This window comes from Nicoliella sp. ESL1113 (assembly GCF_058509245.1).
Genome location: NZ_CP196387.1, coordinates 748,853 through 770,207, shown reverse-complemented (window position 1 = coordinate 770,207; position 21,355 = coordinate 748,853). Strand labels below are relative to the sequence as shown.

At 37.6% G+C, this 21,355-nt stretch carries 21 protein-coding genes; 2 read left to right on the top strand and 19 right to left on the bottom strand.

Features of this window, described 5'->3' with window-relative positions; translation table 11 throughout:
* Window positions 1–6 precede the first annotated feature (6 nt).
* From dnaG to rpsU, 10 genes are all read right to left on the bottom strand, one after another.
* The gene (gene dnaG / locus ACSYTJ_RS03350; RefSeq protein ID WP_491716213.1) at window positions 7–1,860 is read right to left on the bottom strand and encodes a DNA primase; all 1,854 of its coding nucleotides are present in this window, start codon (window positions 1,858–1,860) and stop codon (window positions 7–9) included.
* Between the two features lie 139 nt (window positions 1,861–1,999).
* Complete coding sequence (gene glyS, locus ACSYTJ_RS03345; RefSeq protein WP_491720114.1) at window positions 2,000–4,078, bottom strand: glycine--tRNA ligase subunit beta; 2,079 nt, start codon at window positions 4,076–4,078, stop codon at window positions 2,000–2,002.
* Window position 4,079: 1 nt separating this feature from the next.
* The gene (gene glyQ / locus ACSYTJ_RS03340) at window positions 4,080–5,006 is read right to left on the bottom strand and encodes a glycine--tRNA ligase subunit alpha (RefSeq protein WP_491716211.1); all 927 of its coding nucleotides are present in this window, start codon (window positions 5,004–5,006) and stop codon (window positions 4,080–4,082) included.
* Between the two features lie 288 nt (window positions 5,007–5,294).
* Window positions 5,295–6,056 carry a DNA repair protein RecO gene (gene recO / locus ACSYTJ_RS03335; protein WP_491720113.1) on the bottom strand — a complete coding sequence of 254 codons (762 nt, stop codon included), beginning with the start codon at window positions 6,054–6,056 and terminating at the stop codon, window positions 5,295–5,297.
* A gap of 18 nt (window positions 6,057–6,074) precedes the next feature.
* On the bottom strand, window positions 6,075–6,980 hold the full coding sequence (era, locus tag ACSYTJ_RS03330) for a GTPase Era (RefSeq protein WP_491716209.1): 906 nt from the start codon (window positions 6,978–6,980) through the stop codon (window positions 6,075–6,077).
* 6 nt (window positions 6,981–6,986) lie between these two features.
* Window positions 6,987–7,388: a diacylglycerol kinase family protein gene (locus ACSYTJ_RS03325; protein WP_491716208.1), complete on the bottom strand. Its 402-nt coding sequence runs from the start codon at window positions 7,386–7,388 to the stop codon at window positions 6,987–6,989.
* Window positions 7,372–7,845 carry an rRNA maturation RNase YbeY gene (gene ybeY / locus ACSYTJ_RS03320; protein ID WP_491716207.1) on the bottom strand — a complete coding sequence of 158 codons (474 nt, stop codon included), beginning with the start codon at window positions 7,843–7,845 and terminating at the stop codon, window positions 7,372–7,374. Before ybeY ends, ACSYTJ_RS03325 begins: the two co-directional genes overlap by 17 nt.
* A 12-nt stretch (window positions 7,846–7,857) precedes the next feature.
* The gene (locus ACSYTJ_RS03315; protein WP_491716206.1) at window positions 7,858–8,835 is read right to left on the bottom strand and encodes a PhoH family protein; all 978 of its coding nucleotides are present in this window, start codon (window positions 8,833–8,835) and stop codon (window positions 7,858–7,860) included.
* A 126-nt stretch (window positions 8,836–8,961) separates the two neighbouring features.
* Window positions 8,962–9,405, bottom strand: coding sequence for a GatB/YqeY domain-containing protein (locus tag ACSYTJ_RS03310; protein ID WP_491716205.1), 444 nt, complete (start codon window positions 9,403–9,405; stop codon window positions 8,962–8,964).
* Between the two features lie 73 nt (window positions 9,406–9,478).
* Window positions 9,479–9,670: a 30S ribosomal protein S21 gene (rpsU, locus tag ACSYTJ_RS03305; protein WP_219054387.1), complete on the bottom strand. Its 192-nt coding sequence runs from the start codon at window positions 9,668–9,670 to the stop codon at window positions 9,479–9,481.
* 167 nt (window positions 9,671–9,837) lie between these two features.
* On the opposite strand from rpsU, the gene ACSYTJ_RS03300 reads away from it, so the two are divergent.
* Window positions 9,838–10,656: a pyruvate, water dikinase regulatory protein gene (locus ACSYTJ_RS03300; RefSeq protein WP_491716204.1), complete on the top strand. Its 819-nt coding sequence runs from the start codon at window positions 9,838–9,840 to the stop codon at window positions 10,654–10,656.
* A 55-nt stretch (window positions 10,657–10,711) separates the two neighbouring features.
* Here the strand turns inward: ACSYTJ_RS03300 and ACSYTJ_RS03295 are convergent, their stop codons facing one another.
* The 7 genes from ACSYTJ_RS03295 to hisS all read right to left on the bottom strand — a co-directional run bounded on the left by ACSYTJ_RS03295 (window position 10,712) and on the right by hisS (window position 19,076).
* Window positions 10,712–11,626 (bottom strand): deoxyribonuclease IV, encoded by a 915-nt coding sequence (locus tag ACSYTJ_RS03295; protein ID WP_491720112.1) that lies wholly within the window; start codon window positions 11,624–11,626, stop codon window positions 10,712–10,714.
* Window positions 11,619–12,842: a CDP-glycerol glycerophosphotransferase family protein gene (locus tag ACSYTJ_RS03290; protein ID WP_491720111.1), complete on the bottom strand. Its 1,224-nt coding sequence runs from the start codon at window positions 12,840–12,842 to the stop codon at window positions 11,619–11,621. The genes ACSYTJ_RS03295 and ACSYTJ_RS03290 overlap by 8 nt, the downstream gene beginning before the upstream one ends.
* Before the next feature lie 16 nt (window positions 12,843–12,858).
* On the bottom strand, window positions 12,859–13,668 hold the full coding sequence (locus ACSYTJ_RS03285) for an ABC transporter permease (RefSeq protein WP_491716201.1): 810 nt from the start codon (window positions 13,666–13,668) through the stop codon (window positions 12,859–12,861).
* Window positions 13,669–13,683: 15 nt separating this feature from the next.
* Window positions 13,684–14,838 (bottom strand): CDP-glycerol glycerophosphotransferase family protein, encoded by a 1,155-nt coding sequence (locus tag ACSYTJ_RS03280; RefSeq protein WP_491716200.1) that lies wholly within the window; start codon window positions 14,836–14,838, stop codon window positions 13,684–13,686.
* Between the two features lie 127 nt (window positions 14,839–14,965).
* Complete coding sequence (locus ACSYTJ_RS03275) at window positions 14,966–15,853, bottom strand: YitT family protein (protein WP_491716199.1); 888 nt, start codon at window positions 15,851–15,853, stop codon at window positions 14,966–14,968.
* Window positions 15,854–15,964: 111 nt separating this feature from the next.
* Window positions 15,965–17,761, bottom strand: coding sequence for an aspartate--tRNA ligase (gene aspS / locus ACSYTJ_RS03270; protein ID WP_491720110.1), 1,797 nt, complete (start codon window positions 17,759–17,761; stop codon window positions 15,965–15,967).
* 13 nt (window positions 17,762–17,774) lie between these two features.
* Complete coding sequence (gene hisS, locus ACSYTJ_RS03265) at window positions 17,775–19,076, bottom strand: histidine--tRNA ligase (RefSeq protein ID WP_491716197.1); 1,302 nt, start codon at window positions 19,074–19,076, stop codon at window positions 17,775–17,777.
* Between the two features lie 347 nt (window positions 19,077–19,423).
* Here hisS and ACSYTJ_RS03260 point away from each other — a divergent pair, with 347 nt between their 5' ends.
* Window positions 19,424–20,266: a fructosamine kinase family protein gene (locus ACSYTJ_RS03260; RefSeq protein ID WP_491720109.1), complete on the top strand. Its 843-nt coding sequence runs from the start codon at window positions 19,424–19,426 to the stop codon at window positions 20,264–20,266.
* Here the strand turns inward: ACSYTJ_RS03260 and ACSYTJ_RS03255 are convergent.
* Together ACSYTJ_RS03255 and dtd are read right to left on the bottom strand one after the other, a co-directional pair.
* A complete protein-coding gene (locus ACSYTJ_RS03255; protein WP_491720108.1) occupies window positions 20,252–20,890 on the bottom strand; it encodes an HAD-IA family hydrolase in 639 nt (212 codons plus the stop codon). The genes ACSYTJ_RS03260 and ACSYTJ_RS03255 overlap by 15 nt on opposite strands.
* Before the next feature lie 12 nt (window positions 20,891–20,902).
* Window positions 20,903–21,349: a D-aminoacyl-tRNA deacylase gene (dtd, locus tag ACSYTJ_RS03250; protein ID WP_491716194.1), complete on the bottom strand. Its 447-nt coding sequence runs from the start codon at window positions 21,347–21,349 to the stop codon at window positions 20,903–20,905.
* Window positions 21,350–21,355 lie beyond the last annotated feature (6 nt).

Sequence of the window (21,355 nt, the reverse complement as noted above, 5' to 3'; positions counted from 1 at the left end):
CCTAAATTAAGATTGATCATTACCAAATTGTTTTTGGCGTTGTTGTTCAAGTTCAATTAGTTCAACACCAAGTTTGATTTGTTCTTGAACATTCCCTGTTCTTGTCGATTCAAGTAGTTGTTCTTGCTTGGCTTTAATCTGATTTTTAAGTGGTGCTTCATGCATGATTATATTAACATAATCCTCAATTTCACCATCAAAACTTTGCTCAGAAATAGGCAAAGATTCTAAGTGCATTACAATTCGTTTTAAGTCAGCTTCTTTGATCATATTAACAAACTCAACATAGTTATAACTAATATGCTTATTAAAGTAATCTTCAGCTAACATATATAAAGTTTGATACGACTCCGTAGCAAAGCAAAATCCCTTGATTCCTGATATCCGCAACCAAATATCATGATCATGAAGCATGCGAAAAAGCAAAAATTGTTCAGCACTTTCGATTTTGGATAGCTTTGGTTGGGGAGGCTGCTCTGGAATCATTGATAATTGATTATCATCAATTTGTTGATGATGTTGACGATTGTACCGCTTTTGGTGTTGTTGATTTTTAATAACACCATCTAATTGATCGACCAATGCCTGTTTATCCACATTAAATTCACTCACTAGTTGATTAATATAAACATCGCGACCAACTGGCGTATCGACAGTAGCAATTACCGATAGCGCATCATTTAAATACGCCACTCGGTTTTCATCACGACTTAAATCACGATGCATTCTCAAAAAACGCAATTTAAAGGTCACTGGGCTTTCCCGAGCAGCCTTGATCGCATTTCTAAATTGCTCATCACCATTTTGTTTCCGATACTCATCGGGATCAACGCCATCAGGCATTTGAATAACTCCCAATTTCAAACGGGAGTTAGATAAAGCATCAATCGCTCGGTTAATTGCCTTTTGCCCAGGAGCATCCCCATCGTAACAAACGTATAAATGATCAGTGATCCGCTCAATTTGATGAATTTGCTGTTCCGTAAAACTAGTCCCCATAGATGCAATTCCATTTTTAACTCCCGCTTGAAAGGCAGAGATAACATCCATGAACCCTTCGAACAAAATTACATCCTTTGCAATCCTAACAGTTGATCTAGCTTTATCTAAGTTAAATAAAACATCACGCTTACTAAAGATTTTGGTTTCAGGACTGTTCAAGTATTTAGCTTGACTAGCTTCCTTATCTAACACCCGCCCAGAAAAGGCGATCGTCTTACCAGATTGATTCCGAATTGGATACATTACTCGGCTAAAGAAACGATCATTAAGCGTTCCATCATCACGCTCGATAAATAACCCTGAATGCAAGATTAATTTTTGATCAACCTTTTTTTGCTTCAAAAAAGCAGACAAAACGTTTTTTTGCGGGGCAAAGCCCAAATTAAACTCATTAATCGTTTCATCAGTTAATCCACGCTCATGAAGATAGCGTAACGCATGTTGGCCCGCTTTAGTACTGATTAAGATGTAATGATAAAGATCAGCGACTTGATCATAAACATCAATCAACTGCTTTTGGAAATCATCTACTTGATTTGCCCCGCCCGCATTATTTTTATAATAATCAGGAATTTCAATATTCTGCATATTAGCTACTTCAATTACAGCCTCTGGAAAGGAAATATTTTTTATTTCCATTAAAAATGTAAAAACATTTCCGCCACGCCCGCAACTAAAACATTTGAAGCTTTGCCTATCTTCAGAAACTGAAAAAGATGGCGTCCGTTCATCATGAAATGGGCAACGTGCCCAAAGATTTTGCCCAGATTTTTTTAATTGAACATATTGACTTACCACGTCAGCAATATTAACGCTATTTTTTACGTTATCAATCACTTCTTTTGGGATCTTTACCATATTAATCACCCCATTTAAAATCAATATAAGTTTTAAAAGTCGCACCCTCCGTAAATAAAGATGCGACTTTTAATCCGATACAATAAACACTTATGTTTATACTATCATATTTAATTTTAAAACCAAAGCATATTGCTATTTATTTTACAATTAGTTGATCAACGGCGCTGAACCAATTAATTAAATTAGAAATCAATACCATTTGCTTCAAATGATTGTTCTTAACTGCTTCATCCTTATCCATGACCATCGTTTGTTCAAAGTAATCATCAATTGGAGCCGCTAAACTAGCTAATTGTTCATAAGCAGCCAATGGCTTTTGTTCAAAGAAGTGATCCTTAATCTTATTTACAACATCAAAAAGGGCGCTTTCAGAATCATTACTGAATAACTTCGGATCAATTGAAATTTCCTCATCACTAAAGCTAGCCTTAGCAGAGATTTTAACGACCCGACCAAGTGCTTCTACAATTTGCTTAAAGTGTTCACCCTTGGATTTTTCAGCAAGCACCTTAGCACTATCAAGCATGTAGATTACGTCATTATTAGTAGCATTCACAACGGCATCAATGATGTCATGACGGTAATCTTGTGATTGAAGTAAATTAATGGTCCGATCCTTAATAAAGTCAACAACCGCATTGATCTGAGCATTTTGATCGAGGTCCGGTGCCTTATCAGCTCTTTGTTCGTCAATAATGAATGATTCCATTGAGTCTGCTAGTGGTAGTGACCAGCCAAATTCGTTCAAGATTCTTACGATCCCGATTGCTTGTCTCCGCAATGCATATGGGTCATTTGAACCAGATGGAATCATCCCAGCAGCAAAGAACGTCATAATACTATCGAACTTATCAGCTAGTGCTAATGCCGCCCCCACTGCAGTTTGTGGAAGGGCCCCGTTCGAAGAAATTGGCATGTAGTGTTCTCTAATCGCAGTTGCAACTGCAGGCTTTTCACCCTTAAGCAATGCGTACTTTTCACCCATTACCCCTTGTAGTTCAGAGAATTCACCAACCATTTCGGTCACTAGGTCAAACTTGTAGATTTGGGCTGCTCGCTTGGCATAAGCAGTTTGTTCGTCACTCAACCCAACCGATTTAGCAATTTGGGCAACGATAATTGCCACTCTTTCCATCTTTTCGTACATCGTAGAAATCTTATCATGGAAACTAACCCGCTTAAGACGGTCAACAAAAAATTCAATCGAATGTTTTTGATCTTCTTGGTAGAAGAACATCGCATCTTCAAGCCGCGCCGTCAATACCTTTTCATTTCCACTGATCACGTTTTGAATGTCAACATCGTTTCCGTTCCGCACGGCAACGAAGTGTGGTAGCAATTTACCAGCGTTATCGACAACGTAGAAGAACCGTTGGTTATCACGCATTGAAGTAATTAAGACTTCATCTGGGATGGTCAGATACTTTCGGTCAAAGTTCCCAGCGAATGTCGTTGGCCATTCAACCAAGTTATTAACCTCTTCTAGTAGGGATGGGCTGACCTTAACGTCCCAATCCTTGTCTGCAGCAAGGGCTTTAATTTGATCTTGAATCTTAGCCTTCCGCTTAGCAGCATCAACGATCACAAATTCCTTTTCAAGGGCTGCCTCGTAATCAGTAGCATTTGCTAATTCGACATCATGGCCTAAGAACCGATGCCCACGACTAGTCCGTCCAGCTGCAACGTCTAAGATTGAGAATGGGACGATTTCGCTGTCCAGAATGGAAACTAACCACCGAATTGGACGAATGTATTCTAAATTATAAACGTTCCACTTCATCCGCGTTGGAAAAGTCATGCTCGTGATAACGGATTTGATTGCGGGCAAAATTTCAGCAACTGGCTTTCCAGCAATGTGCTTTTCAATGAATACATATTCAGTACCCTTGATTTCCTTGAATTCAATATCATCAGGATTAGCCCCTTGCCCCTTGGAAAAACCGATCGCAGCCTTCGTCCAATTACCATCAGCATCTTGGGCAATTTTTTTAGCAGGACCCTTTACGGATTCATCAATATCAGTTTGCTTATCTGCTAAGCCCGTAATTTCGAGCGTTAAGCGACGGGGAGTAGAAAATGGTTTAATTTGATCATAACTTAATCGTTGTTCTGCTAAAAAGTCGCTAGTCCGTTTTACCAATTGTTTAATGCTAGGCGTAACGACATGGGCAGGCATTTCTTCTAGTCCAATTTCTAATAAATAAGTGTGTGCCATCTTATTTGTCCTCCTTGTCATCTTTTAATAGTTCTTGTCGTTTCTTTTCGTCCTTGATCAATGGGAAACCAAGTTTACGGCGTTCTTCAATGAATGCTTTGGCAACGGAACGCGCCATTTTTCTAATTCTAGAGAGATACCCAGCCCGTTCAGTAACGGAAACCGCCCCGCGAGCATCCAAAAGGTTGAAGGTATGGCTACACTTCAAAATGTAATCATAGGCAGGATGCACCAAGCCATTGGCAATTTGTTTATGGGCTTCTTCTTCGTAGGTATTAAATAAGTTCAATAACATTTCTTGGTTGCTTTCTTCAAAGCTATATTTGGAGTGTTCAAATTCTGGTTCCTTGAAAATATCACCATACTTAACGCCATAACCCCATTCCAATTCAAAGACGTTGTTCACATCTTGGATGTATGAAGCTAATCTTTCAAGCCCGTAAGTAATTTCAGCGGCAACTGGATCCATTTCTTGACCCCCAACCACTTGGAAGTAAGTAAATTGGGTTACTTCCATTCCGTCGAGCCAGATTTCCCAACCAACACCGGCACATCCCATGGATGGGTTTTCCCAGTTATCTTCAACGAATCGAATATCATGTTCGACGGGGTTGATACCGAGTTCCTTTAAACTATCTAAGTATAATTCTTGAATATTTTCAGGAGATGGCTTCATTAATACTTGAAATTGGTGGTGTTGGTATAATCGGTTTGGATTTTCACCATACCGTCCATCAGCTGGTCTTCTAGATGGTTCAACGTATGCAGCATTCCATGGTTCTGGTCCAATTGCCCGTAAGAAAGTGTATGGACTCATGGTCCCAGCACCTTTTTCGGTATCATATGCCTGCATTAATAAACAACCTTGGTTGGACCAATATTGCTGAAGCTTTAAAATAATTTCTTGCATTGACAATTTCTTAGTCATTGAATACTCCTCCTATATAAAAATAAAAATGGCATAAAAAAAGCCTATGTAAATAACAGTTCGTTATTTACATAGGGACGATTTGTTCGCGGTTCCACCCTACTTCTAATCAATGTCGATTAGCTGCTTGATATTCGCTCAGTTCCAAAAGCGCCAAATTATGATCATCCATGACTAGCTCTCACTAACCCTAGTCTCACTGTAACGGAATTAACCATAACCCTCTTTTTTCATCACCGATATATATTTAACTTTATAATAATTTACAACTATTAAAAAGTCAATCTTTTAGAACCCACTTCGAATCATTTCATCTAAAAATTTCTTACTCTTTAATTTAATGCCGACCGTATCTTCATAAATACTATCTAATAATCTTCTTAACTCGTCCTTAATGGGCTGCTTAATTTCGATTGATTTGACTTGATTTAAATCAACGGTGGCAAATTGGCTTAACAAATAAATGGCTTGCCTAGATAAGCCAAAGCGTCTAGGATCCAAATGCCAGTGTTGCTGACATAGCAAACCATTATAAGCAGCTGAATAATCCAATGGTAAATCATTCCGATGACAAAGTACGCAGTCTTTTAACCATGGCTGTACTCCAAATAATTCAAGCAATTGAATTTCAATAATATTGGTAACAATTGCGGGATCAATTTTCATGTTAATTAAACTTAAGGCATGAAACAACTGGTTAAACCAGTAATGATTTACATCCCCCTCTGGCAATGCGGTATCAATCAAATTCATATTATAAGTAGCATAAGCATTTAAAACAATATCGCTACTAATTTGATTATAGTGGTGTGTTTTTAATGGCTCCTTGATGTATGATAAGCCGTTCTCTGAAATTGTGCCTTGATAACGACCATAAGTAAACGGTAAAATATCCGCACTCATTTTAAACCCCTGTTTCCGACCCCTTCGAATTAGAAACATTTTTAAGCCATACTCATAAGTAAAAAATTTAACCAGCATATCATTTTCGCGATAATTCTTACGATAAAGTAATATCCCGTTAAACACGACATTCTTTTTAGTTGGCACTCGCCTCACACCCTATAATTAATAATCCTTCTTTTTATATCCTAATTCCTTTAGAACAGAGCTTTTATCGCGCCAGCCTGGTTGAATCTTAACCCATAATTCCAAATAAACTTTACTTCCCAATAGATCTTCGATATCTTTACGGGCAAGGGTCCCAATTTTTTTCAGCATTGAGCCCTTTTTACCAATTACAATTCCCTTTTGGCTATCATGATCTAAAATGATCGAAGCTTGAATCGTAACCTTGCCATCTTCATTTGCCCTAATTTTTTCAACATCAATTGCAACTGAATATGGAATTTCTTGCCGTGTTAATTGAAAAATTTTCTCACGAATCAATTCAGCAACGATAAATCTTTCAGGATGATCAGTAACTTGATCAGCAGGATAATATTGTGGTCCCTGGGGAAGCTTTTGGGTTAAATCTGTTAATAATTCATCAACGTTATTCCCCTGTAAAGCAGAAATTGGAAACACCCCTGCCCAATCTAAAGCCCGTTTATAAGTATCCATTATCGGTAGTAAATCATTAGGATTTACCCTATCAATCTTATTAATCACTAAATAGATAGGTTTTTTAACATCTTTTAAGCGATTAATAATAAAATTATCACCTGCACCGCGTTTTTCAACAGCACTGACCATGAATAAAACAGCATCAATATCCTTTAAGGCGGACATTGCAGAATCTTCCATAAAGCTTCCTAATTGACTCTTAGGCTTTTGAACCCCAGGAGTATCCAAAAATACGATTTGTGAATCCGCAGTCGTGTAAACACCCTGAATTTTATTTCTAGTTGTTTGGGCCTTATCACTCATGATTGCAATTTTTTGCCCAATTACTCGATTTAAAAAAGTTGACTTACCAACATTCGGGCGGCCAACGATTGCAACGAATCCTGATTTAAAGTTAGGATTATCCATTTATAATTACCTCCATGGCATTATTTTAATTACTAACGGCATTAAAATCATTATTCCAATTATCATTGCTAATATCGTAGTTAATAACACTCCACCAGCAGCAATATCTTTTGCTTCCTTCGCTAATTGATGGTAGTGATCGCCCACTAATAAATCAATAATCCGCTCCACGATTGAATTGACTGTCTCGGCGATCAATACTGTAAAAATTGCTAAAAACAGCCATAGGTAATCATTTAAAGAAGCCCTTAAAAGTCTGGCAACTATTAGAACCAAACCCGCACTTATTAAATGAACCCTAAAATTACGCTCAGCAATTACCAATACCTTTAGACCAGCTAACGCATGAAACAAAGATTGATAAAAATGGTGGTTTTTGCCAACTTGTTTACTATCTTTTAAGCCCATATGAATCCATAATCTTTCTTTGTAGTGGAAACATTACCGCTTCGTCTTCTGGCTGCATATGATCGTATCCATTCAAGTGTAAAAATCCATGCACCACTAAAAAGCCTAGTTCACGATCATAGGAATGTTCCAAAAATTCGGCTTGTTCCGCTACTTTATCGACTGAAACAAAGATATCGCCAAGATTTTCAGGAATTTCAGCAGCCATCTCGGGACTCATCTTGATTGTCTCATCACCATCTTCAATCGCAAAACTAATTACATCAGTCGCCCGATCTACACCCCGATAGTCACGATTAATTTCCCTAATCCGATCGTTGTTAACCAAGGTAACTGACATTTCAGTATCTTCACGAAGCTTTAAATATTTGCCCGCATATTCTAAAACATCTTTAATTAATTGAATGTCTTTATCCTTAGCACCATCTTTGGTATCATCATAAATTTCTAAATCCATCTATCCAGTCCTCTATTTATTATTGGTATTGTCAAAACTTTCATATGCGTTAATAATTCTTGCAACTACAGGGTGTCTAACAACATCATCAGCAGAAAAAGCAACGAATCTAATGCTCTTTACGTTCTGTAATATTTTTTGGGCTTCCACTAATCCACTAGTGGTGTGTCTAGGTAAATCAATTTGTGAAATATCACCATTAACAATCATTTTAGATTCGAAGCCGAGCCGCGTCAAAAACATCTTCATTTGTGCACTGGTTGTATTTTGAGCTTCATCTAAAATAACAAATGAATTATCGAGGGTCCGACCACGCATGTATGCAAGGGGAGCTACTTCAATGATTCCCTTTTCAAGCATTCGATTAGTATGCTCAGCCCCTAAAATTGAATACAGAGCATCGTAAATAGGCCTTAAGTATGGGTCCACTTTTTCTTTTAAGTCCCCAGGTAAGAATCCTAAACTCTCCCCAGCTTCAACAGCTGGACGCGTCAAAACAATTTTTTCAACGGTCCCCTTCTTTAGGGCAGCCACAGCCATCACAACTGCTAAGTATGTCTTCCCCGTTCCAGCTGGACCAATCCCAAACGTAACGTCATTTCTCTGAACCGATTGGACATATTGTCTTTGGCCAAAATTCTTAATGCGAACTGGATTGCCTTTAATATCCTTAATCAACACTTGATTATAAAGATCCTTAAAGTACTCTAACGTGCCATTATTAGCCATTTTCATTGCGCTAACAAAATCGCTATCATTTAATCCAATCCCACCATGAATTAAATCAACCATGTTTTTTAAAATTGCTAATGTATTTCTTACTTTTTCGGAATCTCCAGAAACTTTAATTTTAGTCCCAAAAGCATTAATGGAGACATCCATTCCCTCTTCTAATAAAGTGACAAATTTATTTTGTGATCCTAATAATGCAGGTTCATCGTCTAAATTACTTAAAACGAAACTATCAGTTATAACATTATTGTCAATCAAATTATAAACTCCCTTATGTTACGATTTAATAACCAAATATTAGCATAAAAAATGCAATTAAAAAAGAAGATACCCCTGAAGTATGTACAATAGAGCAATATTTATCACTCTATTAATTTTAATTAATTATTGTAGTAATTCTTTTACGGCTTTGTTAACTAATGAACCATCGGCCTTACCCTTTACCTTTGGCATTACAGCGCCCATTACCTTACCAAAATCACCCTTGCCAGTCGCACCAACAGCTGCGATAGTGTCCTTAACAACTTGGTTGATTTCGTCTTCTGACATTTGTTCTGGAACGTACTTATCCAAAACCTTTAGTTGTGATTCTTGTTCAGCAACGAGGTCATCACGATTACCCTTTTTAAATTCTTCGATTGATTCCTTACGTTGTTTATATTCTTTCATTACAACGGCAGTTTCTTCATCTGAATTTAGATCATGACCTAACTTAACCTTTTCATTAGTTAAAGCAGACTTTAATAATCTAATTACACCGAGGCTTTCCTTATCGTGAGCCTTCATTGCATTCTTTAAGTCAGTAGTTAATTCATCATTCAAACTCATATTTTTCATCCCTTTGATTAATATATTTAAGCAATAAAAAACGTTCCTGAAACAACAGGAACGTTTTTATAGATTAGAAGCTACGACGCTTTTTGCTATTGCGTTTTCTTGCTGCTTCGGATTTTAATTTACGTTTTACGCTAGGTTTTTCGTAGAATTCACGCTTACGGTATTCACGCAATGTACCACTCTTTGAAACGGTACGCTTGAAACGACGAAGAGCATCATCAAGAGATTCGTTTTTACGAACGACTGTTTTTGACATATGAAAATCCCTCCCTCCGAGCTCAAAATACAACTACTTACTATCATGAAATCATTTCCTAATGTAGCAGTTCTTAATAATTATACCTAACTATTAATTTACAGTCAATAACTCTGAAAAAAAAGATAAATATGCTAGAATAAATTTATATTAATAGGAGGTTTCCAATGAAAAAAATAAACGTTTTTATCATCTCAGATTCAAGCGGTGAAACTGCTTTTTCAGTTGCTAGAATCACCGTTTCGCAATTTCCAGATGTAGAGGTTAACTACCAAAGATTCCCATTTATCCAGACTAAATCTATTTTAGCAGGAATTCTTAAAATGGCTTTAGAAAACAATGCCGTTATTTTTCATACACTAGTTAACAATGAACTTAGTGGAATGATTAGAACTTTTTCAGCTGAAAATGACCTGTTTAATTCCGATTGCTTACAAAATTCTTTAAACGTCATTAGTGCTAAAACAGGTGATACTCCCGTACGAGTGCCTGGACTAGTCCACGATTTAAATGATAAATATTTCGATCGAATTGCCGCTATGGAATTTGCGGTTGCTAACGATGATGGTAAAAACCCTAGTGACCTAACCAAGGCCGACATAGTAATTTTAGGAGTATCAAGAACTTCTAAGACCCCGCTCTCCCTTTACTTAGCAAATAAAAATTTAAAGGTCGCTAACGTCCCCATCGCACCGAACACACAACTGCCTAAAGAAATTTGGGAAGTGGATCCCAATCGCATTTTTGGACTGACCAATACCCCGAAGGCCCTTAAAAAAATTCGGCGAGCAAGAATGATTGCATACGGACTGAATCCTGACACTCCATATTCTGATCCTGAAAATATCAAGGCAGAACTTCAATATGCTAAGGATTTATACCAAAAGCTGGGCTGTTTAATTATTAACGTTTTTAATAAATCGATTGAAGAGACCGCTACTATTATCATGGAGAGCCTCAACCTAGATACTAATAATCGACATTAATGCTTCTTAGTTATCAATAAAAGTCGCAAATCAACATTGATTTGCGACTTTTACTTTAAAATGGCTTCTGATTTAAAATATCATCCACTAAATTGGAATCAAACTTATGTTCAGTAAGCATTTTAACTTCATATCCATGGGGGGAGAACTTTTGGGTCCCATCTTCTGACTTAACCATTGGCGTTTCCATAATTTTAGGAACGTTAGTTAATTGTGGATGGTGAGCAATATAATCAAGGGCATCAAAGCCAATCGTACCAATACCAATCACCTCATGACGATCCTTGTGACTACCCATTTCATTCTTAGAGTCATTCAAATGAACCACTTTTAGTCGGTCTATTCCAATCACCTTATCAAACTGGTTTAAAACTCCATCAAAATCATTTTTAACATCATATCCAGCATCGTTAGTATGACAAGTATCAAATGTGACTGATAATTTTTCATTTAATTGAACCCCGTCAATAATTTGGGCAAGTTCTTCAAATGTCCGACCAACTTCGGTTCCCTTACCGGCCATTGTTTCAAGGGCAATTTGAGCCTTTTGATCGGGTTCGATTACTTCATTTAATCCCTTAATGATATTTTGAATTCCAACTTCTGCTCCCGCACCAACATGTGAGCCCGGATGTAAAACAATTTGTTCAGCACCAATTGCTTCTGAACGCTTAATTTCTTGCTTCAAAAATTGAATCGCAAATTCAAAATTATGCATCTTAGCGGTGTTAGCTAGGTTAATAATATATGGTGCATGAACCACATCCGAAACAATCCCATGTGATTGCATATATTGCTTCCCCTCATCAGCCTTTAACTCACTGATTGGTTTTCTTTTAGTGTTTTGGGGAGCCCCGGTATATACCATGAAAGTATTTTCCCCATAACCAAATGCTTCCTCAGCGGAACCCAAAAACATTTTTGGACTCTTCATACTAACGTGTGAACCAATTAAAAATTGATCATTCATAAATTTCGCCCCTTATTATTTTTACAACTTTTTCAGCAGAATCTGCTGATTCCCAGCTACAAAATTTTTTCCTAAACGCTTTCATTTTATCATACTCATTTTTAAACGTACCGCATTCTGCATACTGTTGCAACCGAGTAAAAAATTGATCTTGATCAGTAACTAACGGCCCTGGCAATTCAATTTGGTAATCAAAATAAAAACCGCGCAGTTGATCTCGATAGTGTTTTAAATCATAACTATAAAATAACATTGGTCTATTTAAGTTCGCAAAATCAAACATTACCGAAGAATAATCCGTAATCAATAAATCAGTCATTAAGTAGATTGAACTAATATCCGAATCTGCTAAAATCCTAACGCGATCCTCAAACCCCTTAATATTAATATGGTCCTTAACTAAATAATGGGGGCGAATAACCAAAATAGTATTTTGATCAACGGTTGCAAAAAAGCGTTTTAGATCAAACGGTAACTCAAATTTATACTGCCCCCGAGCGATGTATTGATCATCACGCCAAGTTGGGGCATAGGTGATTACATGAGCATTAGCATCACCAATCAAAGTCTTTTTCAATTCGTTGATTACGGTTTGCTTATTATCATAGTATAAAACGTCATTACGGGGATAACCGATATCTAAAAAGTGGTTCTTAAATTGAAATGCCCGCTTAAAAATATCTTTAGAATATTGATTCGGTGCAATCAGATAATCCCAACGCTTCGTTTCTGCAACAAAACGCTGGTGATACTTTTTAGTGTTTGTTCCAGGCATCTCAACATTATCAATATCCACCCCCAACTTTTTAAGTGGCGTCCCGTGCCAAGTTTGGATGTAGATCGTGTGTTTATTTTTGCGCCACCAGGCAGGCATTCTGGAGTTAAAAACCCAAAACTCAGCCCGTGCCATATACCAGATCCACTTTGGCATAAAGCGTTTCAGTAGTTTTATCTCTGGATATTGAGCATGCAATTCATCATATTTGGCTGGTTTTACGGCAAAAAAGGCCGTCTGAATTAAGCTAGGGTCGTCTCTAATCAACTGTTGATAAATCGCAGCTGGATTATCATTAATATCGCGACCATTAAAGCTATCAAAAATAACAACGCCTTTTTTGATCGGCAAACAAATAAACCCATCGTTAATAACGATGAGTCCATAACGAATCACGACCTTAACCATTTTAATCATTTTGTTGATGAATGAATTAAGCATCTGATTCCTCCTATAATTAAATTAAGTCAACGAAGTGGGATCTAAACTTGTAGTGGAGATGGGAACCAACTAATAAGAAGAAGGCCACGAACAACCAAAAAATAATCGTTAAAGTAGAGTGTTGCCAAAACCATGCTTCTGAAAACATTGATTCCCTAAAGCCATTAACAATGTAAAAGAATGGGTTCAATTGTAATACCCTTACGAAGGCTGGTGGGAAAGCGTTAGTTTGGAAATTAAATAACACTCCAGACATGTAAAATAACATTCTCATTACGGATTGAAGTAAAATTCGATAATCACGAACCAAAATCGAAACGGTCGAATTAAAGATTCCAAAAGCAACTAACCACATAATCATTGCAAAGAAATAGTAAATCCATTGGAACCAATAGATATTAGGGGTAATTCCACCCTTAAAGAAACCGATTACGATAGAAAAAACTAACATCGTCCAAAATGAACTTAAATTACTAATGATCTTAATTGAGGGCAGGATACTAACGGGAAACTTCATTTTAGAAACCATTCCTACTTGTTGGTAAATGCTTTTAGAGGCATCTAAGGTCACACTGTTCATAAAGAACCAGGGGGTGATTCCAATTACCATCCAAGAAAGGTAATCCACGCCCTCAGAAGCTCCCTTCTTAAGACCAATTCCAAAAACCATCCAATAAATAGCAATTTGAATCAATGGATAGAGATATTCCCATACTAGTCCCAAATAATGACTTTGGTAGTCAGACTTATCTTGATAACGTGAAATTCTAAACATAATTCCAATATTACCAAGCTGTTCCTTAATTAACGTTCCAACTTCTTTCAAAACGTTGACACTTCCTTATCTATTTTCAATATATCTTTCTAAAACACGCTTAGTTGCAAATCCATCATTATAAGTATTCCAGTGTTGATTAAACTTAGTAAAATCGGTCTTACGATTTTGTTTAATGGCAATTGCTAAGTCAGCTGATGTTAAAATTGGTTCATTCGGTAACCAGTTCAAAAGATCTGGTTGGAGGCCCGGGTTTTGTTTATATTCTTCTAAGTCAAACATAAAGAATAACATCGAATGGGCATTCGGTAATAAACTATAATCAAATGCCACCGATGAATAATCAGTAACTAAGGTATCGGTGACCGATAATAAATCGGTCGTCGAAAGTTGATTATAAAAATGAATTCTATTATTTCCCGAGCGATTATTGGTATCTGCAAACAATTTTTCCGTAGCCCTCAAGAGTGGATGCAGCCTAACTACGACCTCTGCTTGGGGGTCAGCAGTGATTGCCTCTGCTAAATCTTGTGGTGGATTAAATGCAACTCCGTCTCGATAGGTAGGTGCATATAAAATGACTCGCTTACCCCTTAACTCTGGTGCTACAGAATAAACGCGGCTTTGTGCTTGTTCTTGCCAATCTGATTTAAACAACCGATCTGATCGAGGGTAGCCAAGCATTTTCATCCGTTCAAATGGGACTCGATAACTGGCTTCGAATACCCTCCCCATCGTCTGAGAGGCAACAACGTATTCATCAAATTGATTATAAACCTCTTGAAACCTTTTCTTATCAGACTTACTACGACGACTTGTTTTAGGATCTTCCCAACCAAATTGTTTAATTGCTCCATTCGCATGCCACAATTGAATGATTTTCATCTTAGGTGAATGAATCAATCCGCCTAAGAACGGATAGTAATTATCACAAAAGATCAACTTAGCACCCATAATTATAGGAAGTAAGCGAAAAACAAAAGATAAACCATTCCGAAATGGATAGGTATCGATTCCAAAAGCCTCCAAGTCGGTTGCACCAGCTTCATTATCAGGTGCATAAAAAACGATCAACGTCTGATCACTAGGCAACTCCGATGCCATTCGCTTAATTAATCGCAGGTTATTATCAAAGCTCATTATGTAAATAACATTGTTCTTCTTTTTAAAATAAAAACATAATGAAACTAATCGAATTAACCATAAATACAATACTTTCAACACAAGGTCACCGTCATTCCCTTAAAAATAAAAAGCGCAAGACAATACAATTGGATATTATAACATAATTAAATTTAACAAACATTAAAATTTACGGAAATTATGGGCTTAATCAAATTGACTGAATTTATTTTATTTTAGGTTCCCAGAAACGACCGATAATCTTTACAATTGGCGAAATGGTTGTAAATGCATCGGAATCAGACTCATCGACCGCCTCTTCAAATTCATTCATTTCATAACGCGAAATAACGGTAAATAAAACTGTCTTTTGGTCATGGTTATATGCTCCTTCAGCTCCATGAACAATCGTAATTCCACGACGTAAATGATTTTGCACACTATCTGTAACGCTCTTAGGCCGTTCCGTTACGATCATAACCTGCAGTAGTTGCTGTCTAGTATAGGTTAAATCAATCATTTTCGCATTAATCACTAAACCAATTGCGGAGTAAAAAGCATATGGCCATCCATATGCTAATCCTGCTGCAATCACAATGAAAACATTAAAAAGGATATTAACATTCCCAATCGTTCTTCCCGTTTTTCTGCGAATTACGATCCCTAAGATATCAAGTCCACCGGTCGAAATCCCGTTTTTAAGGGATAGTCCCGTTCCAAAACCATTTACGATCCCCCCGAAAATCGCACAAATAATTGGATCGTTGGTCAAATATACTGGATGCAAGGTTTTAATCATAAAACTGGCTAAAAAAACGGCAATCACGGTAAAAATCGTAAATTGATGGCCAATTTGTTTCCAAGCTAAAATAAATGTTGGAATATTAAGTAAAAATAAACCAACTGCAGTAGGAATCGTAATTGGCAGGTAGCGACTAGAAAGCGTGTCGATCAATTGTGAAATCCCCGTATATCCGGATGAATAAATATGTCCTGGTGTCCAGAAGAAATTCATGGCTACAGAGACTGTTATTGCATAAAAAAAAGCCATGGATGCCTTCGCTAAAAATTGATGCCTTTCAAACATTAGTCTTACATCATCAGTTCCTAACATTTTTTAATGTTCCCCCTTAATAAAAAAACATGCAATAAGTATAACACCAAAAATTTATTTTAAAGCAACAAAAAAGGAAGAATCAGTCGATTCTTCCTTTTTAATATTTAGTTATTCTCGATTGCCACCGTCTTCATGTTCGGTAACTTCGATTCCTAAGTCTAATAGTTGTTTAGGAGCAACTTCTGCAGGAGCACCAGTCAATGGTTCCACTGCTTTAGAATTCTTAGGGAATGCAATCACGTCACGAATATTACCACGTTGAGCTAGTAATCTAGTGAAACGATCTAGCCCAATTGCTAACCCACCATGAGGTGGAAAACCGTATTCAAGGGCATCTAAGAAGTAGCCGAACCGTGCTTGAGCTCGTTCCTTACTAAAGCCTAATGCAGCCAACATTTTTTCTTGTAAATCACGGTTATGAATCCGAATCGAACCCCCACCTAATTCAAGTCCGTTTAAGATGATATCATAACTTTGGGCATGGGCCTTATGAGGATCTTCACCCTCGTTCAAGTAGTGTTCATCACCTTCATTTGGCATCGTGAATGGGTGGTGAGCAGGGACCCAGCGACTAATTCCTTCATCGTATTCGAACAATGGCCAATCAACGACCCATAAGTAGTCAAAGACATCCTTTGGAATCATGTTTTGTTCTTCGGCAATTGCAGTTCTCAAGTAGCCTAAGGTATCAGCAACCACCTTGCTGCGATCAGCAGCGAACAATAATAGATCACCAGCCTTGGCATCAGTAGCAGCTAGGATTTGCTTATAAACCGCTTCATCCTTAAAGAATTTAGCAATTGGACCACTAAAGCCATCATCAGTTACCTTTAACCAAGCTAAACCTTGAGCGCCAAAACGTTTAACATAGTCAGTGTATTTGTCGATGTCTTTTCTAGAGTAAGCATCAGCACCGCCTGGAACGGCAATTGCCTTCACTTGATCACCATTTTTAACAACGTTTGCAAAGACCTTAAATTCTGAATCCTTCATAACATCAGAAAGATCCTTTAGTTCCATTCCAAAACGAACGTCTGGTTGGTCAGTCCCAAAACGATCCATTGATTCTTGCCAAGTGATCCGCTTGAACGGTGTCTTCACATCGATGTCTAAAGTATCCTTCATTACCTTTTTGATCAAACCTTCAGTGGTAGCTTGAATTTCTTCTACTGATTGGAATGAAGTTTCCATATCGATTTGGGTAAATTCTGGTTGACGATCACCACGTAAGTCTTCATCACGGAAACAACGAGCGATTTGGTAATACTTGTCCATCCCAGCCCCCATCAATAATTGTTTGAACAATTGTGGTGATTGAGGAAGCGCATAGAATGCGCCCTTGTGGACCCGTGAAGGAACCAAGTAATCACGAGCTCCTTCAGGCGTTGAAATCGTAAGATCTGGCGTTTCAATATTCAAGAATCCTTGACTATCAAAATAGCTGTGTACGGATTGTAAAATCCGATTCCGCACTAACATCCCCTTTAACATCTCGGGTCTTCTCAAATCAAGATAACGGTACTTCAATTTCAATTCTTCTGAAACGTTAATGTCATCTTGAATGTAAAATGGTGGGGTCTTAGCCTTGTTAAAGAGGGTCACTGATTGAACTTCGACTTCAACCTTTCCAGTCTTCATATCTGGGTTAATTTCGTTTTCAGAACGGGCAACAACAGTTCCTTCAACTTGAATTACGTATTCACTTCTTAAGTCTTCGGCAACTGCAAGTGCTTCTTTACTGTTGTCTTCACTAAACACTAGTTGAACGATTCCTTCGCGATCCCTTAAATCGATAAAGATTAATTTACCAAGGTCCCGTCGTTTTTGTACCCAACCGTCTAATACTACTTTTTGGCCTAATAAATCTTCATTCACTAGCCCAGCATAAGTTGTTCTATCTTTCATTTTATCCACCATCCTATAAATATTGTGGTCCGAAGTTATCATCAACTACCGAACCGAAACTATTTTGCACATCTTGAACTGGTAAATTCAGTTCATGACCAGTCGCCATCTGTTTAACTTTAACCGTATGATTAAGGATTTCTTGTTCACCAATCGTGATTGTAAACTTAGCCCCTAACTTATCAGCAGTCTTGAATTGGCCCTTTGGTTTACGATCCAAGTAGTCTCTTTCAGCCGTATAACCATTTTTCCGCAGGGATTGAACTAATTGGAGCGTAACTAAATCAGATTCGGCCCCGATACCAACTACGTATGCATCCAATGGACTTAATTCAGGGAATTGAACGCCCCTTGATTCCATCAGTAGCAATAGTCTTTCAACTCCTAAACCGAACCCAATTCCAGAAACTTCTGGGCCCCCTAGTTCTTCGACCAATCCATTGTAGCGACCACCAGCACAGATCGTCGTATAACCACTTCCCAACGCTTTAGAATTAACCATAATTTCAAAAATGGTGTGGTTATAATAATCTAGTCCCCGAACAATATCCGTATCAACGACATAGTCAATGTGTAACCCGTCTAATAATCTCTTAACGTGTTCGAAATGTTCATTAGCATCAGCAGTTAGGTAATCTGTGATCCGTGGGGCATTCGCTACGATTTTTTGATCATTAGCATCCTTACTATCTAAGACCCGCAATGGATTTTTGTGAAGCCGTGTTTGCGAATCGCTACTAAGTTCATCGAAGTGTGGTTCCAAATAGTCGATCAACGCTTTCCGATAAGCATCACGACTCTCCTTATCACCTAACGTATTAATCGCTACCCTTACATCTTCAATGCCATAGTTTTGTAATAGATTAACTGCCATTGCGATCACTTCTGCATCTAAACTGGGAGAATCACTCCCAAATGCTTCGACTCCGATTTGATGAAATTCACGTTGTCGACCCGATTGAGGTCTTTCATAACGAAACATTGGTCCCATGTAAAATACTTTGACTGGCTTTTGATATTCAGGACCATATAGCTTGTTCTCGATAAACGCTCTGACTACTCCAGCGGTTCCTTCTGGACGCAAAGCAATGTGACGATCACCCTTATCATCAAAATCATACATTTCCTTAGTAACAATATCTGAAGTATCTCCTGAAGTTCTAGAAAATACTTCGTAATTTTCAAACATTGGCGTTCTGATTTCACGATAGCGATAATCATTAAATAACGAGCGTGCTGTATCTTCAATAAACTGCCATTTATATGATTCCCCAGGTAAAATGTCCGCAGTTCCTTTTGGTTTTTGGTATCTCATACGGAGTCCTCCTACATAAATAAATTAGGCCAATAAAAAAGCCCCTGTCAAAAATAAATTGACAAGGGCGCAAAGAGCGCGGTACCACCTTTTTTATTGCTAATAGATAACGTCTATGCAACGAATAGCCATAAGCTATTAACCTCAAAAGTGTCCTTCAATTTCAATAAACGTACCATTACACCAAATTGATACTCTCTAAGCATTATTGAAACATACTCTTCTTTTTCTGCGGTCTAATTTTTAATTCAAGTTAAGATTAATCGAATTAAACTAAAAAGTCAAGGTAATTCACCTTCAAATTCAAATCATCTATAATAAAATTAAACTTTTAGGGAGGTCATTATATGTATAAATTAACTCCAGATTGGCTCGCTCAATTACCAATTAAAAACATTACTGATTATCGACCAGTCAGTGGTGGTGATATCAATGAATCATATCAAATTTCAAATGGCCATGACCAATACTTCATGAAGGTCCAACCTAACCGTGGTAAAAATTTTTTCACCCACGAAGTTGAGGGATTAAAGCTACTAAGCCAAGCTGCAAACGTGCCCACCGTTGTTAACTATGGTGAAATCAACGGGGATGGTTTTTTAATTCTGAACTGGATCAATGAAAGTAGTGGTAGTCAATACGAACTCGGTCAAATGGTCGCCAATGTTCACCAGATTCACGCTGAACAATTCGGCTTAGATCATAATTTTACGGCTGGTAAAATCCCCAAAAATAATAAATGGCAACAAAATTGGCAAACCTTTTACGTTGAACAACGATTAAAACCATTAGAAATGCTTGCTAAACAAAAGGGCCGCTGGGATCACAGTAGGGAACAACACTTAGCTAAAATGATCGAACAGATTAACGACTACTTCTCTACAAATAAAACAACACCCAGTCTATTACACGGTGACTTTTGGGCTGGTAACTTTACGTTCGTAAATAACAAACCATACTTGATCGACCCAGATGTTTTCTTTGGCGATCGCGAGTTCGACATTGGCGTTAGTACCGTCTTTGGTGGGTTCAATCAGGATTTTTATGATGGCTATAATTCTATTTATCCACTAAAAAAAGGCGTTGAAAAACGCCTTCCTTGGTATCGCTGTTATTATTTAATGGTTCACTTAGTATTATTTGGAGAAACCTACGGACCCGCAGTAGACAAAGTATTAGAGTCGTTCTAATGTCGGCTTTAATTCCGTCAGTTGTGAAACCCGTTGTTCTGGATTTCCTGTAGCGGTAATAATTCCATCGGGATCAAATAAAAAGCCATCAATATTGGCATTATGCGCAGCCTCAATATCTAGTTTTCGATCTCCAATCATTGCCGCATGGCTGCGATCAACAGCATGTTTATCAATTAAATAATTTAAAGAGGTTGGGTCAGGTTTCCTTGGAAAAGATTGTTCACTGGTAACAAAATCGGTGAACAATTTTTTGATTTTAAAATGATCTAGAATCGAAAGCGCGATTCCATCACGATGGGTTAACAAAAAATTTTGGCCCCCCGTTTCAACGTTCCACTTCAAAATCGCAACCGCCCCATCAAAGGGTTTACTACCCATTACTAACTCATCTTGTAACTTTTTAAATGGAGGAATAATTGCTGTTTGTGAAAGATTGAACTCTGCTGCAAACCGACTAATCGCACTACCGGCAGAGCGACGACGCATTTCTTCATAATAAGCATAGTCATCCATTTCAACCTCATCAATACCAAGCGATTGTAACGCTTCATCAAATGCCTTAACCATCATTGGATAAGTGTTAAAAAGGGTGCCATCAAAATCCCAAAATAAACTTCGCAATTTGCACGCCTCCTATTTATGATCAGTATCAAATAAAATCGTTACTGGGCCATCATTTTCAATTTCAACCTGCATGTCGGCACCAAATACACCCGTTTGAACATTAAACCCTAAACTAGCCAATTTAGCATTGAATTGTTGATAAACTTGATTAGCATGTTCAGGTTTACCAGCATCAAAAAAAGATGGTCGATTGCCCTTAGCAGTATTGGCATAGAGGGTAAATTGTGAAATGGACAAAATCGATCCGTTAACCGCAGCTAAGTTTAAATTCATTTTGCCATCAGCATCTGTAAAGAGACGGATCTTAGCAATTTTATTTGCTAAGTATTCAACTTCAGCTTCTGAATCAGTATCAGAAACCCCTACTAAAAGAACGAAGCCTGTTTCAATGGCCCCCTTCACTTTACCATCAATGGATACACTTCCCTTAGTGACCCGTTGTAAAACCACTTTCATGTTCAG

Coding starts and splice junctions, on each gene's coding strand:
- ACSYTJ_RS03260 (WP_491720109.1), top strand. CDS start 19,424: ATGTATAAATTAACTCCAGATTGGCTCGCTCAATTACCAATTAAAAAC.
- glyS (WP_491720114.1), bottom strand. CDS start 4,078: ATGGCACACACTTATTTATTAGAAATTGGACTAGAAGAAATGCCTGCC.
- ACSYTJ_RS03300 (WP_491716204.1), top strand. CDS start 9,838: ATGAAAAAAATAAACGTTTTTATCATCTCAGATTCAAGCGGTGAAACT.
- ybeY (WP_491716207.1), bottom strand. CDS start 7,845: ATGGATTTAGAAATTTATGATGATACCAAAGATGGTGCTAAGGATAAA.
- ACSYTJ_RS03290 (WP_491720111.1), bottom strand. CDS start 12,842: ATGCTTAATTCATTCATCAACAAAATGATTAAAATGGTTAAGGTCGTG.
- aspS (WP_491720110.1), bottom strand. CDS start 17,761: ATGAAAGATAGAACAACTTATGCTGGGCTAGTGAATGAAGATTTATTA.
- glyQ (WP_491716211.1), bottom strand. CDS start 5,006: ATGACTAAGAAATTGTCAATGCAAGAAATTATTTTAAAGCTTCAGCAA.
- ACSYTJ_RS03310 (WP_491716205.1), bottom strand. CDS start 9,405: ATGAGTTTGAATGATGAATTAACTACTGACTTAAAGAATGCAATGAAG.
- ACSYTJ_RS03325 (WP_491716208.1), bottom strand. CDS start 7,388: ATGGGCTTAAAAGATAGTAAACAAGTTGGCAAAAACCACCATTTTTAT.
- ACSYTJ_RS03295 (WP_491720112.1), bottom strand. CDS start 11,626: ATGAATGATCAATTTTTAATTGGTTCACACGTTAGTATGAAGAGTCCA.
- era (WP_491716209.1), bottom strand. CDS start 6,980: ATGGATAATCCTAACTTTAAATCAGGATTCGTTGCAATCGTTGGCCGC.
- dtd (WP_491716194.1), bottom strand. CDS start 21,349: ATGAAAGTGGTTTTACAACGGGTCACTAAGGGAAGTGTATCCATTGAT.
- dnaG (WP_491716213.1), bottom strand. CDS start 1,860: ATGGTAAAGATCCCAAAAGAAGTGATTGATAACGTAAAAAATAGCGTT.
- ACSYTJ_RS03275 (WP_491716199.1), bottom strand. CDS start 15,853: ATGTTAGGAACTGATGATGTAAGACTAATGTTTGAAAGGCATCAATTT.
- hisS (WP_491716197.1), bottom strand. CDS start 19,076: ATGAGATACCAAAAACCAAAAGGAACTGCGGACATTTTACCTGGGGAA.
- rpsU (WP_219054387.1), bottom strand. CDS start 9,670: ATGTCAAAAACAGTCGTTCGTAAAAACGAATCTCTTGATGATGCTCTT.